We start from the raw sequence: 13,399 nt of genomic DNA on the forward strand, positions 1-13,399 counted from the left end.
CTCAGGCCACCGCCTTGAGGACGCCGCTGCGTTCACCGATCCCGGTGAAGAAGCGCGCGCTGCGGCGGATCACCTCGCGGCGTTCGCGGTCGATCGTGATCATGTGGTAGCTGTCCTCCAGCACCACCAGTTCCTTCGGGCCACTGACCCGCGACATCACCAGTTCGGCATTGCCCATGCTGGCCACGTCGTCTTCGCGCGCGTGCATCACCAGGCACGGGGCGGTGACCTGGTGCAGGTGGCGGCGGGTCCAGTTGCTCAGCGCACGCATCTCGGCCAGCGCGTGCCAGGGATTGCCCGGAAGGCCTGCCGCCGCGCTGTCGCCGGACAGCATGGCGGCGCTGACCTGCGCACGCAGGCGCTCGTCGCGCAGGCCGTACGGCGGTTCTTCCATGAACATGCGGTCGCGGCCGATATTGAAGCGCTTGAACCACGGCAGCAGGAACGAGAGGCGGGCGACAGCGGGTATGTTCCAGCCGTCGTAGCGGAACGTGGCGCCATACACGCCGACGCCGGACACCCAGTCCGGTCGTCGAGCAGCAAGTGCCAGCGACAGCACCGCGCCCATCGACAGGCCACCGACGAACAGCTGGTCGACCTTGCCGCGCAGGCTTGCCGCCGCATCTTCCACGCCCTGGTACCACTGTTCCCAGGTGGTCGCCAGCAGGTCATCCACGGTGCCACAATGGCCGGGCAGCTGCACGCCGTGTACGGTGAAGCCGGCGTTGTTCAGCCCTTTGCCCAGCATGCGCATTTCCGCCGGGGTACCGGTCAGGCCGTGAACCAGCAGCACGCCCTGCGGGCCACCGGGGAGGAAGAAGTCGTGCGAGTCGGTCACCTGGCGGCTCCGGGACGGCAGTGGGGAGGGTCAGGATCGCAACCGCGATTTTCGCCAGCCTTTCAGCGCCCCGGTCCGGGTCAGGGGGCCTTCAGCAGCGGCAGTGTGATGGCGACCTTGAGTCCGCCGCCGGGGCGGTTGAGGAAGGTCAGGCGCCCGCCGAAGTGCTCCACCGCCTCGTGGGCGATGGCCAGGCCCAGGCCGGTGCCGCTGGCGGTGGTGCCGGGGGCGCGGAAGAAGCGCTCACCCAGCCGCGGCATCACGTCCTCGGGTACGCCGGGCCCGTTGTCCTCCACGTACAGTTCGACGTCATTGTCATCCAGCGCGTGCACGCCGACGGTGACGGTCGCATCGCGGCCGGCATAGCGCAGCGCATTGTCGATCAGGTTGTCCAGTGCTTCCTGCAGCTGGGCACCGTTGCCGAGCACGCGCAGCGGCTGGGGGCTGCCGCGGTAACCCAGATCGATGCCGTCGCGGATCGCTTCAGGCACGCGTGTACCGACCCACTGCGGCACCCGTTCGCACAGGTCCAGTGCCTCCACCGTCTCCGGCACGGTCTGGGCCCGGCTCAGCGCCAGCAGCTGGGTGCTGACCCGCGCGGTGCGCTGGTTGAGCCGGCGGATGTGCTGCAGTGCCTCGCGCACCGTGTCCGGGTCGCCATGCGCCAGTGCCTGGTCCACGTGCAGGGCCATGCCGGCCAACGGCGAGCGCAGCTGGTGCGCGGCGTCGGCGATGAAACGGTTCTGCAGGGTGATCATTTCCGCCTGGCGGGCAAACAGATCGTCGATGGTGCTGATCAGTGGCTGGATTTCCTCCGGCACGTCGGCGTCGGAGATCGGCGCCAGTTCGCCGCGGCGCTGTGCCAGGCGGGTCCTCAGCGGGGTCAGGATGCGCAGGCCATGGGTCACCCCGAACCAGACCAGCGCGGCAGTGCCCAGCGCCAGCATGGTCATCAGCGGGATGATGATCATCAGGATCTCTCTCGCGCGCTGGCGTCGTTCGGCCATGCTTTCGGCCACGGTCACCGCCAGCTGGTCCTGCGGATCGTTCATCGCACGCGTGCAGACGGTGGCCATGCGCACCGGCTGGCCGTTGAGAATGCCATCGTACAGGGTGGGGTCCACGCCGGTGCATTCCTGCGAAGGCGCGTAGGCACTGAAATCTGCATTGCCGCTGAGCGTCCCCTGGCGGCTGCTGTCGACGTTGAAATAGCGATGGCCGTCGGGTTCGTACTCGATCAGGAAGCGCGCCTGCGGAGACAGGTCGCTGGTCACCGGCATGGTGCTCATCATCTGCGCGAACGAGTGAGTGTCGTCGATCAGGTTGCGGTCGTGGATGCGGTTGGAATAGTCCAGCGCAACGTAATAGGCCAGGATCGTATTGAAGGTGAGCAGGCCCAGCATCGGCAACGCCAGGAAGGCGAGCAGGCGCCGGCGCAGGCTGGGCGGTCCACTGATCACGGGGCGCTGTCGTCCTGCGCGTCTTCCAGCATGTAGCCCAGCCCGCGCACGGTGCGGATGCCCATGCCGCCCGGCTGCAGCTTGCGGCGCAGGCGGTGCAGGGCGATGTCCAGGCCGTTGTCGGTCAGGTCCTGGCCCCAGTCGCACAGCGCTTCCACCAGTTGCGCGCGTGACACGATGCGCTCGGCGCGTACCGCCAGCGCCGACAGCAGCCCGAACTCGCGTGCGGTCAGTTCAAGTGATTGGTCGTCGATCCATACACGGTGCCCGGCCAGGTCCAGGCGCAAGCGGCCGATGCGCAGGTCCGGATTGCCATTGCTGGTGACCCGCCGCAGCTGTGCACGCACGCGGGCTTCGAATTCGTCCAGTGCGAACGGCTTGACCAGGTAGTCGTCGGCACCGAGGTCGAGCACGCGCACCCGCTCGGCCAGGCCGTCACGCGCGGTCACCACCAGCACCGCCAGGCCATCGCCGCGCTGGCGCAGTCGTTGCAGCACGTCGCGGCCATCCAGTTGCGGCAGCCCCAGGTCCAGCACCAGCAGTGCATACTGGGTCGAGCCCAGTGCTGCATCGGCGTGCGCACCGTTGTCGACGTGGTCGACCACGTGCCCCTGCCGGCGCAGCGAGGCGCACAGGCCGGAGGCGATGTCCGGGTCGTCTTCAGCAATCAGAACGCGCATGCGCGGGGCTCCTGTAACGGTCAGGCCCACCGGCTGGACGGGGCGGGCCTCTCGGCTGCCGAAGGGTAGCCGCAAACCGGGTGAAGGTGGAGCGCGCCGGCACCTCCCGGCGCCGTCACGCTCTCCCTCCATTCAGTCCTGCAGCCCCGGCTCACCCAGCGCCAGCGGCATCCGGGAGCCATCCAGCAGGCCACGGCTGAGCTTGCCCTCCTCGATGAACAGCAGTTCGCCGTTCTCGCCGTTCTTGATGCTGCTGTCGATGGCGATCACGCGGTCGCCGTGGAAGCTGCTGACGTGTGGCATCGACGTATGGCCGACCACGATGCGCTTGAGCTGCAGGCGGTCGAGCACGGCCTGCACACCCGCGGTGTCAAGGCGGCCATCGAAATAGCCGCGGTACCAGATCGGGCTGGTCTTGCCGTCATACAGCGGTGCGGTGGCCGGGTCGGCCTTCACTTCGGCCTTGGGCAGGCCCAGCGAGGCCTGGTAGGCCGCGTTGGTGCGTGCCGGGTCCAGCGCCAGCTGCACCGCCTCGGGCGAGATGCCGCCGTGCAGGAACAGGGTATCGCCGATCTTCAGCAGTACCGGTCGGGTGCGCAGCCACTGCCCGATCACCGAGTCGGCGCCATACAGCTGCGGGTAGCTGCGGCCCAGCAGCTGGGCGCTGCGCAGGTACTTGGGGTTGACGTAGCGCAGGTCGTCGTACAGCACCATGGTTTCGTGGTTGCCGAGCACGAAGTGCACGGCGCCACCGGCGGCGGCCGCCTGCTGCTGCAGGCCGTAGAGCAGCCAGAACGCCTCGGTCACCTGCGGGCCGCGGTCGAACACGTCGCCGGCGATGACCAGCGTGTCCTTGCCCAGCGCCCAGCGATCCTCCGCGTCGATCACGTGATGGGCACGCAGCAGGCGCACCAGCAACCCGTACTGGCCGTGAATGTCGGACAGCGCGACGATGCGCGGTGTGGCCGGCAGCACCGAGACCGAGGCTGCATTCGGCGCAGCCACATGCACGGTGTGCTCGTAGCCGCAGCGCGGTGCGATATCGGTCCCTGTTGCCCCGGAGGCAAACGTGCGCGATTCGACCTTGTCGGCGCAGATCCACTTGGCCTGCACCCGGTCGCCCTGGCGGAACACATAGGGGCCATCGGCCTGCACGTGGTCGGCGGGTGCGGCAACCTCGCGGGCCTGCGTGGTTCCGGCGCTGCAGGCCAGCAACGGCAGCAGCAGGGCGGTCATCAGGGAAGGGCGATAGCGCGACATCGTCGTTGTCCGGCGGCGGAAACATCCGATGCTAACCGGCGCGACCGGGTCGCGGTGTGCGCGAATGGGCGGGTCAGGCGCTGTGCCCGTCGTCCCTGAGCTTGCGCACACGGGTGGCGGCGGCCTGCAGGGGCCGACCGTCGCGCCCGCGCGGCTGCATGTACGGCAGCGGTCGCCGCGTGCTGGACTCGATCAGCTGCGAATGGGCCTCGCCCGCGTCGAAGCGATGGCGCTCACCCCATTGGCGCAGCGCGACCAGCACCGGGAACAGCGCCTGGCCCGCGGCGGTGAGCACGTATTCCTGGTAGGCCGAGCCGTCGGAGGCCGGTTGCAGTTGCAGGATGCCGGCCTCGACCAGCCTGCGCAGGCGATCGCTGAGGATGTTGCGGGCGGCGCCCAGGCTGCGCTGGAAGTCGCCGAAGCGGCTGACGCCGTCGAAGGCATCGCGGATCACCAGCAGTGCCCAGCGATCACCGAGCAGGTCGGCGCTGCGGGCAACGGGGCAGGGGCTGTCTGCGTGCATGGCGGTCTCCGTCCTATGTGGTTGCAGTTTAAAACCAAAGTAGCTAGCCTGCATCTGGTTTCAATATGAAACCAGATGACGAATGCCATGCCGATTCCACGCCCCCTGCTGGTGCTGCTTGCGGTTGCCGCCGGCGCCAGCGTTGCCAACGTCTATTACGCGCAGCCGCTGCTGGATCAGCTTGCACACGCCTTCGCGCTGGAGCGGGCGGTTGCCGGCGCGGTGTTGGCCGCGACCCAGGCCGGCAGCGTGCTGGCATTGCTCGGGTTGCTGCCGCTGGCTGATCGCGGTGACCGACGGCACCTGCTGCGGCTGCAGATGGCGGCACTGGTGGCAGCCCTGCTGTGGCTGGCAGCGGCACGCACGGCCGGTTGGCTGTTGTCGGGCCTGCTGCTGGCCGGGCTGTTGGGCACCGCGCTGACCCAAGGCTTGATCGCCTACACGGCAGCGATGGCTCCGGCCGCGCAGCGCGGGCGCGTGGTGGGGGTGGTGCAGGGCGGGGTGTTCATCGGGTTGCTGCTGGCGCGCGTGCTGTCCGGCACGGTGGCGGCCATTGCCGGCTGGCAAGCAGTCTATCTGCTGTCGGCAGCGCTGATGGCGACCCTGGCCGCACTGCTGTGGCGGCGCCTGCCGGCTGTGCCGATACCCGTGGTGCCGCCGCGTTGGCGCGACCTGATCGGCTCGATGCTGGGTATGCTGCGCCGGGATCGAACGCTGCGCGAGCGCGGTCCACTGGCGTTGCTGCTGTTTGCCGGACTCAACGTGTTCTGGGCGGCGGCCCCCTTGCCGCTGTCGGCCCCACCGCTGCAGTGGTCCACTGCGGCCATCGGTGCGCTCGGCTTGGCTGGGGTGGCAGGTGCATTGATGGCGTCGCGGGTCGGGCACTGGATGGACCGCGGTTTTGCCGATCGGGTCAGTCTTGGCGCGCTGCTGTTGATGCTGGTCGCGTGGTGGCCGCTGCTGGGCCTGCCGCAGTCGCTGTCGTTGCTGCTGCTGGGCGTGATCGTGCTCGATCTGGGTGGGCAGGCGCTGCATGTCTCGAACCAGGCGCTGCTGCTGCGCGCGCCGGGCGAGCAGCATGGACGCCTGGTGGCGCTTTACATGCTCTTCTATGCGGTGGGTAGTGGTGCCGGTGCGGCTGCCGGGCCCTGGGTGCAGGCCCGGCACGGCTGGCCTGCCGTGTGCCTGCTGGGCGCCGGCATCGCGCTGCTGGCGCTGCTGTGGTGGGCGGCGTGGGGAGTGGTGGCGTTCAATGCATCGGCTGGCGCGCGGACCGGTAAAGTCGACTGTCGGTAGAGTCGACTGTCAGTCGACTGCTCTTCGCCCCGCGTGCGAAAAATTCCGCGCTGCGCGCGATAGTCGACCAGCGGTCGACTCTACCTGTCCTGTCGTCATCGCTGCAACGCACGCCGGCCCGGGGCTTCCTGCAGGTCCCCGCTGGCCACCACCACGCGGTTGCGGCCGCTGCGCTTGGCCTCGTACATCGCCGCGTCGGCACGTGCCATCAACCGTTCGTAGTCCGGGTGGCCATCATGGCCGGCCACGCCGATGCTGGCAGTCAGCGACAGAACTTGGCCGTTGGCCAGTGCCACTGGCGACTGCGCGATCTGCCGGCGCAGGCTCTCGGCGATCACCGAGGCCTGTGACTCACTGGCGGCAACCAGCACCACCACGAACTCCTCGCCGCCGTAGCGGAACAGGTAGTCGCTGCCGCGGGTCAGCTGGCCGAGCAGGCCGGCGACGTGCTGCAACGCGCGGTCGCCGGCATCGTGGCCGTGGCCGTCGTTGATCGCCTTGAAGTGATCCAGGTCGAGCAGCAGCAGCGAGAACGGCGTGCGATTGCGCGTGGCCAGCTCGATCTCCCTGCGCAGCACGGTAGGCAGGAAGCGGCGGTTGAGCAGGTTGGTCAGGGCATCGCTGCCGGCATCCAGTTCACCGATGCGTTCGAACAACAGCGTCATCAGGGTACGGATGGCGGCCAGGTCCTCGCGAATGGCCGGCAGCACCGCCAGTCGTTGCGCCGGGGTGTCATTGCTTGCCCGCTGCAGGTTGCCGTCGATGCGGGCCATCAGCTGGCCGACCTGCTGGGTTTCGCTGCTCTCGCCGAAGCTGGGGATGCCCTTGTGGGTGAACCACAGGCCGAATTCCGAGGTCGCCAGGCTGGCGCTTTCGCTGGCCTGCACGTGGCCGGCGAGTGCGTACAGCAGGGCGTTCTCCCAGTCCAGCAGCAGTGCACGCTGACGCTCGCGTTCAGTACCGACATTCTGCACCAGCGAGAACAACCGGTAGGCAGCATCGGCGCGGGTGGAGCGCTCACGTGCATGGGTGTAGGCCAGGGTCATGCCTTCCATGGCGATGTCCATGATCGCGCTGAGGCAGTCGATGGCGGCGAACGCGGTGGCGCTGTCGGGCGCGTCGTCGCGCAGGCGCACGAACAGCTCGTGCTTGAGTACGCGTGCGCCGCGGGTGACCAGGTCGACCGGAATGCCGACCCGGGCATGCACATCGCCGATCACCCGTTGCGAGGCAACGGTGGCGGCAATGCCGTCGGCATCGGTGGTCAGCAGCTGCACCAGCCAGCGCTGCATGGCCGGTTGCAGGCGTTGCTTGACCTGATCGTGGGACAGGAAGCGGCGTGCACGCCCGTCCTGCAACAGCACTTCGTAGAAGCGTTGGGCCAGCGCCGGCGGGGCATCGGTTGCGGCGGCGTGCAGCAGCGCGGTGGCGGCAGGGCCGGCCTGTTGCAGGCAGTGCTGCCAGGCCTCGGCCAGCGGCTGGCTGGCATCGTCCAGTTGGGGTGGTTCCACGTCGATCTCTGACTGCGTACGCCAAACCACGGGTATCGGCCGCGGTGGCGTGCGGTTGATGGTGGGCAAGCCGGCCAGTTTAAGCGCGATGCAGGGTCGTCCGGCACGCAGGGCACATCAGGCCTGCGGTAGCAATGAGCGAACGCATTTGAGAATCACTCGCATTGATGGGAGAATGCGCGCACGGATCGGGCCGCAGGCGACTGCAGCGACGCTCCGCCTCCCCCTCGTCGTTGCCTCAAGCCCTTTGCCAGAGGCCCCGTTGCCCTGCCAGAAGGTCCAGATCATGTCTCCTGCCGTTGTCCTCTCGCCGCGCCCGCTGGCGCTCGCCGTTGCCGCCCTGCTGGCGGGCAGCGCCCTGACCGCCCAGGCTGAAGCCGACGCCACCGATATCGACACGGTGCACGTCACCGCTTCGCAGATTGCCCGCCAGGCGTTGGGTACCTCGACCATCACCGCAGAGGACATCGCCAGGCGCCCACCGGCCAACGACATCGCCGAACTGCTGCGCACCATGCCGGGCGTCAACCTCACCGGCAACAGCGCCTCGGGCCAGTACGGCAACAACCGCCAGATCGACCTGCGCGGCATGGGCCCGGAAAACACCCTGATCCTGGTCGACGGAAAGCGTATCGGTGCGCGCGATGCCGTGCGCATGGGGCGCAGCGGCGAGCGCAACACACGCGGCGACACCAACTGGGTGCCGGCGGAGATGATCGAGCGCATCGAAGTGCTGCGCGGACCGGCGGCGGCACGCTATGGCTCCGGTGCTTCCGGTGGCGTGGTCAACATCATCACCAAGCGCCCGACCGGCGACCTTGCCGGTGCGGTCGACCTGTACGGGCTGGTGCCTGAACACAGCGCCGAAGGTGGCAGCGAGCGCGTCGGCCTGCAGCTGAGTGGGCCGATGACCGACACGCTGTCGTTCCGCCTTTACGGCAACCTCAACAAGACCGACGCCGATTCACTCGATCTCAACCGTCAGTACGCCACCCAGCCGAACGCAGTGCCACCGGCTGGCCGCGAGGGCGTCAAGAACCGTGACGTCAACGCGCTGCTGCGCTGGGACGTGACCGCCAACCAGGTGGTCGAGTTCGAGGCCGGCACCAGCCGCCAGGGCAACATCTATGCTGGTGACCGCGCGGTCAGCACCACCGGCACTTCGACCGGCATCGATCTGGCCGCCCTGGCCGACGGCAAGGCGGAAACCAACCGCATGTACCGCAACACCGGCGCGATCACCCATCGTGGCCGCTGGGGCGATGTCACCTCGCGGGTGACCGCTGCAGTTGAAGCGGTGAACAACTCGCGCATCAACGAAGGCCTGGCCGGTGGCCCGGAAGGCAGCTTCAACGGCACCGACTGGTCGACCTCGCGCCTGCGCAACTACCAGCTGGATGGCGAACTGAGTTTCCCGACCACGCTGGGCGGCGCCGAGAACATCTGGACGTTGGGCTTTGAATACCTGGACAGCCGGCTGACCGACCCTTATTCGATGAGCCAGTCCAGCAGCAGCGGCGGTGGCATCCCGGGGCTGTCGGCCGATCGTGCGCGCGGCAAGGCCGATGCGCAGACCACGGCGGTGTTCGTGGAAGACAACATCTACCTGGGCGAGCGCTGGATCGTTACCCCGGGCCTGCGCTTCGACCACCACAGCCAGTTCGGCAACAACACCAGCCCCAGCCTCAATGCGCAGTTCCGCATCAACAGCGACTGGGTGGTGAAGGGCGGCATCGCCCGCGCGTTCAAGGCGCCGAACCTGTACCAGTCGAATCCGGACTATCTGTACTACACCCGTGGCAACGGCTGCCCGAATGCGCTGCCGAGCCTGGGCGCCGGTTGCTACATGCGCGGCAACGCAGACCTGAAGGCGGAAACCAGCCTGAACAAGGAACTGGGCATCGAGTGGGCACCGCAGAGCGGCTGGCAGGCGTCGTTGACCTACTTCCACAACGATTACAAGGACAAGATCCAGGCCGGCTACACCCAGATCGGGCTGACCGCCGACACCAAGGGCCGCATCTTCCGCTGGGAGAACGCGCCGAAGGCGATCGTGCAGGGGCTTGAAGGCAACCTGGTGATTCCGCTGCTGGGCGAGCAGGGCAACCGCCTGAAGTGGAGCAACAACTTCACCTACATGGTGGAAAACGAGAACAAGAGCACCGGCCAGCCGCTGTCGGTGATCCCGAAGTACACGATCAACACCATGCTGGACTGGCAGGCCACCGACAGGCTGTCGCTGCTGCTGACCGGCACGTTCTACGGCAAGCAGGAACCGGCCACCACCAACATCAACAACGACCCGCGCTGCACCGGCAGCTGCGATGCATCGATCGCGCTGCAGGATCGTGGCGCGTACAACATCTGGGGCGTGAGCGCGCGCTACAAGGTGACCGAGACGGTCAGCTTCGGCTTCGGCGTGAACAACCTGGCCGACAAGCGCCTGTTCCGCGAGGCCAACAGCAGTGATGCCGGGGCGGCGACCTACAACGAGCCGGGCCGCGCGTACTGGGCCAGCCTGCGCTTCGGCTTCTGACCGCAGGCCGGCGTCGATCTGCAGCCCTCGCCGGGCCATGCCCGACGAGGGCTCGTGTGGCCTGCAATGTTATAACCATCGTAATAGTCTCCTCCGCCGGCACCGCGTAGCCTGCACCGCATCGCAAAGGAGCTGTTGCCATGGGCCACGACCACGATCACCTGCCATCCCAGATCCGCCACGAGAAGCCCTTGTGGTGGGCACTCGGCCTGACCACCACCTTCCTCGTCGTCGAAGTGGTGGGCGCGTTCTGGACCAACAGCCTGGCGCTGTTGTCCGACGCCGCACACATGGCCACCGATGCGCTGGCGCTGATGATCGCGCTGGTCGCGGTACGGTTGAGCCGGCGCCCGCCGGATGCGCGCCGCACCTACGGCTATGCACGGCTGGAAGCGTTGGGCGCGATGATCAACGGTGCCATGCTGTTCGTGGTCGCCGCCTACATCCTGTGGGAGGCGATCGGCCGCTTCCGCCAGCCGCAGGAGATCGCCTCCTCCGGCATGCTGGTGATCGCGGCTGCGGGCCTGGTCATCAACCTGATCTCGATGCGCCTGCTGCAGGCGGGCAGTGGCGAGAGCCTCAACGTGAAGGGCGCCTACCTGGAAGTGTGGGCCGACATGCTCGGCTCGGTGGCAGTGATTGCGGGCGCATTGTTGATCAAGTGGACCGGATGGAAACCGATCGACCCGATCCTGGCCGTGCTGATCGGCCTGTGGGTGCTGCCGCGTACCTACGTGCTGATGCGTGAGGCGATCAACGTACTGCTGGAAGGCGTGCCCAAGGGCATGGACGTGGCCAGGGTGCGCGACAGCCTGTCCGGCCACGTCGCAGTCCTGGACGTGCATGACCTGCACGTGTGGGCGCTGGCTTCCAGCACCCCGGCGCTGACCGCGCACATCGTGATGCGCGAGGGCACCGATGCCGATGCGCTGCGCCGTGAGCTGGGCGGACGCCTGCATGATGACTTCGGTATCGAGCACGTGACACTGCAGATCGAAGCGGACCACTGCGGCGAAGCCTGTGGCGGGCCGGCGCCGGCCAAGGGCGGCGGACACGAGGGCCATGAGGGCCACGACCACGGCGAGGACGCGCAGGGCCATCGTGGCCATGTGCATCGTTGATCGAAGATGACGCGCGCGCCGGGAGACGCCCGGCGCAGCTATTCGTCCCGCCGCGAGGCCAGCCGATCCGCCAGCCGGGTTGGCTCCGGCAGCCGATAGCCACGCAGGGTGTGCTGCACCCAGCCCAGCGCGGTATCGGCACTGACCCGATGGCCACCGGCCACGAACAGCGGCTTGCAGCGCACCTTGCTGCGCAGCACCCAGCCCAGTTGCTCGTCGCCATCCAGCAGCGGTGTATGCGCACCAGCTTCGGCGCCCGGTTCGACGAACCTTCCCACCAGTTTCGATTTCGCCACGCCGATGCTCGGCAGATCGGTGACCACGCCCAGATGCGCGGCGACGCCCAGCCGGCGTGGATGGCTGATGCCGTGGCCATCGACGAACACCAGGTCCGGCGTTCGTGGCAGCAGTGCCAGTGCGGCCAGCAGTGCCGGCAGCTCGCGGAAGCTGAGCAGGCCCGGGATATAGGGCATGAGTGTAGGAATCCGCGCGATCTCCTGCGCCACGGGCTGCAGCGTCCTTGCATCCAGCAGCACCGCCGCGGCGCGGGTAATGGCACCGTTGTCCTCGAATCCGACATCCAGCCCGGCCAGCCAGCGCACCTTGCGTGGCAGGCGGTCCTGGCGTTCCACGCGGCCGGCCAGCTGCAGCTGTTGCGCTCGAGCGGCGGTGACGCTGCCTTCCCAGCGCCCGGGGTCGATCACCGTATTCATTGGCTGCAGCATCGCATGCGTGGCGCCACGGCACGGTGAGCGGCCGCCGGGGCTACAATGGCGGCCTGCCTTTCCTCGCGTTGGAGACCCTGCAGTGACCCGTAGACTCGTACTGTTGCGCCATGGCCAGAGCCAGTGGAACCTGGACAACCGCTTCACCGGCTGGGTCGATGTCGACCTGACCGAGCAGGGGCGCCGGGAAGCGGCGGCCGCCGGCCGCCTGATGCGCGAGGAAGGCCTGCAGTTCGACGTCGCCCATACCTCCGTGCTCAAGCGCGCCATCCACACCCTGCAGGGTGCGCTGGCCGAGCTGGAGCAGGACTGGCTGCCGGTGAACAAGTCCTGGCGCCTCAACGAGCGCCACTACGGCGGCCTGCAGGGCCTGGACAAGGCCGAGACCGCTGCCAAGCACGGCGAAGAGCAGGTCAAGGTGTGGCGTCGTTCGTACGACATCCCGCCGCCGCCGATGGACCTGGAAGATCCGGGCCACCCGATCCATGACCGCCGTTACGCCGGCCTGGACCGCAACGCGCTGCCGGGCACCGAATCGCTGGCCACCACCCTGGACCGCGTGCTGCCGTACTGGCACGACGCCATCGCGCCGCAGCTGAAGGACGGCAAGACCGTGCTGGTCACCGCCCACGGCAACTCGCTGCGTGCGTTGTACAAGTACCTCAACAACGTCTCGCGCGAGGAAATCCTCGAGCTGAACATCCCGACCGGCATCCCGCTGCTGTTCGAACTGAACGATGACCTGACCGTGCAGTCGTTCCGCTACCTGGGCGACCCGGAAGCGGCGCGCAAGGCCGCCGAAGCCGTAGCCAACCAGGGCAAGGCGAAATAAGAAACAGAAGGCCGGCGCAAGCCGGCCCTTCTTTTTGTAGAGCCGAGCCCACGCTCGGCTGACGCTGTCGCAACCCGGTAGAGCCATTTCATTGGGGCTGCATGTGCCAGCTACGAAGGACCCAGCAGGCGCACCTTCGGCGACTGCAGCGCAGCAATGTCGATGACGTGGTCCTGGCATATCACCTGATAATGCGTGAATGGGCCCGGGTAACGGGTATCAGCGAAGGTGGCACGGCCCAGATATTCAAGGAACTTCGAATGGCTGTAGCGGCGGAACAGGTTGCCGCTCCAGGCTTCGGAGTCGTCCCAGCTCTGGTAGGACTCGTTGTGCACGGCGTAGCTGATGTAGTGGTCCCAGATCAGTTCAAACCGCTGCGAGTGGGGCACCACCTCTATCGCACGCACATCATCGATTGAACGTCCATGACCGAGCTCCACCCGGGAGGGCTTTCCGACCACCCGGCCCTCCTCGACGACCAGGCGCAGACGATTCGCTTCCGGCTCGCCAATCTCAGCAAGAAACAGAAACTCACAGGTGTCGAGGGCCAGCAGCAGCGCAGGTTCGTCCATGGTCATGAGGTCCAGTGATCGCAGAGGCCAGAGCATACCGGCGCG

12 protein-coding genes are annotated in these 13,399 nt (G+C 67.6%); 4 read left to right on the forward strand and 8 right to left on the reverse strand.

Going from position 1 to position 13,399, the window contains the following annotated elements; translation table 11 throughout:
- Nucleotide 1: 1 nt before the first annotated feature.
- From ACEPA4_RS06210 to ACEPA4_RS06230, 5 genes are all read right to left on the reverse strand, one after another.
- A complete protein-coding gene (locus ACEPA4_RS06210; protein WP_005415777.1) occupies nucleotides 2-838 on the reverse strand; it encodes a carboxylesterase in 837 nt (278 codons plus the stop codon).
- 80 nt (nucleotides 839-918) lie between these two features.
- Nucleotides 919-2,298, reverse strand: a complete 1,380-nt coding sequence (locus tag ACEPA4_RS06215) for a sensor histidine kinase (protein ID WP_262090872.1) — start codon at nucleotides 2,296-2,298, stop codon at nucleotides 919-921.
- Nucleotides 2,295-2,978 carry a response regulator gene (locus ACEPA4_RS06220; RefSeq protein ID WP_008265770.1) on the reverse strand — a complete coding sequence of 228 codons (684 nt, stop codon included), beginning with the start codon at nucleotides 2,976-2,978 and terminating at the stop codon, nucleotides 2,295-2,297. The genes ACEPA4_RS06215 and ACEPA4_RS06220 overlap by 4 nt, the downstream gene beginning before the upstream one ends.
- Nucleotides 2,979-3,110: 132 nt before the next feature.
- Nucleotides 3,111-4,238, reverse strand: coding sequence for a metallophosphoesterase (locus tag ACEPA4_RS06225; protein ID WP_235649746.1), 1,128 nt, complete (start codon nucleotides 4,236-4,238; stop codon nucleotides 3,111-3,113).
- A 73-nt stretch (nucleotides 4,239-4,311) separates the two neighbouring features.
- Nucleotides 4,312-4,761, reverse strand: a complete 450-nt coding sequence (locus tag ACEPA4_RS06230; RefSeq protein ID WP_111202235.1) for a helix-turn-helix domain-containing protein — start codon at nucleotides 4,759-4,761, stop codon at nucleotides 4,312-4,314.
- Nucleotides 4,762-4,836: 75 nt separating this feature from the next.
- Here ACEPA4_RS06230 and ACEPA4_RS06235 point away from each other — a divergent pair, with 75 nt between their 5' ends.
- Nucleotides 4,837-6,057 carry an MFS transporter gene (locus ACEPA4_RS06235; RefSeq protein WP_374083022.1) on the forward strand — a complete coding sequence of 407 codons (1,221 nt, stop codon included), beginning with the start codon at nucleotides 4,837-4,839 and terminating at the stop codon, nucleotides 6,055-6,057.
- A gap of 95 nt (nucleotides 6,058-6,152) precedes the next feature.
- Here the strand turns inward: ACEPA4_RS06235 and ACEPA4_RS06240 are convergent, their stop codons facing one another.
- On the reverse strand, nucleotides 6,153-7,568 hold the full coding sequence (locus ACEPA4_RS06240) for a diguanylate cyclase (protein WP_235649748.1): 1,416 nt from the start codon (nucleotides 7,566-7,568) through the stop codon (nucleotides 6,153-6,155).
- Between the two features lie 286 nt (nucleotides 7,569-7,854).
- Between ACEPA4_RS06240 and ACEPA4_RS06245 the strand changes: the two genes are divergently transcribed.
- Together ACEPA4_RS06245 and ACEPA4_RS06250 are read left to right on the forward strand one after the other, a co-directional pair.
- Nucleotides 7,855-10,104 carry a TonB-dependent siderophore receptor gene (locus tag ACEPA4_RS06245; protein ID WP_262090873.1) on the forward strand — a complete coding sequence of 750 codons (2,250 nt, stop codon included), beginning with the start codon at nucleotides 7,855-7,857 and terminating at the stop codon, nucleotides 10,102-10,104.
- Nucleotides 10,105-10,244: 140 nt separating this feature from the next.
- On the forward strand, nucleotides 10,245-11,225 hold the full coding sequence (locus ACEPA4_RS06250) for a cation diffusion facilitator family transporter (RefSeq protein WP_262090874.1): 981 nt from the start codon (nucleotides 10,245-10,247) through the stop codon (nucleotides 11,223-11,225).
- A 38-nt stretch (nucleotides 11,226-11,263) separates the two neighbouring features.
- Here ACEPA4_RS06250 and nfi read toward each other — a convergent pair whose 3' ends face one another.
- Nucleotides 11,264-11,938: a deoxyribonuclease V gene (nfi, locus tag ACEPA4_RS06255; protein ID WP_065179783.1), complete on the reverse strand. Its 675-nt coding sequence runs from the start codon at nucleotides 11,936-11,938 to the stop codon at nucleotides 11,264-11,266.
- Nucleotides 11,939-12,032: 94 nt separating this feature from the next.
- Between nfi and gpmA the strand changes: the two genes are divergently transcribed.
- Nucleotides 12,033-12,782: a 2,3-diphosphoglycerate-dependent phosphoglycerate mutase gene (gene gpmA / locus ACEPA4_RS06260; protein ID WP_005415787.1), complete on the forward strand. Its 750-nt coding sequence runs from the start codon at nucleotides 12,033-12,035 to the stop codon at nucleotides 12,780-12,782.
- Nucleotides 12,783-12,892: 110 nt separating this feature from the next.
- Here gpmA and ACEPA4_RS06265 read toward each other — a convergent pair whose 3' ends face one another.
- Nucleotides 12,893-13,354, reverse strand: coding sequence for a hypothetical protein (locus tag ACEPA4_RS06265; protein ID WP_231109140.1), 462 nt, complete (start codon nucleotides 13,352-13,354; stop codon nucleotides 12,893-12,895).
- Nucleotides 13,355-13,399: the final 45 nt, after the last annotated feature.

The sequence above is a fragment of the Stenotrophomonas sp. P2112 genome (assembly GCF_041897515.1).
Taxonomy (GTDB): Bacteria; Pseudomonadota; Gammaproteobacteria; order Xanthomonadales; family Xanthomonadaceae; genus Stenotrophomonas; species Stenotrophomonas sepilia.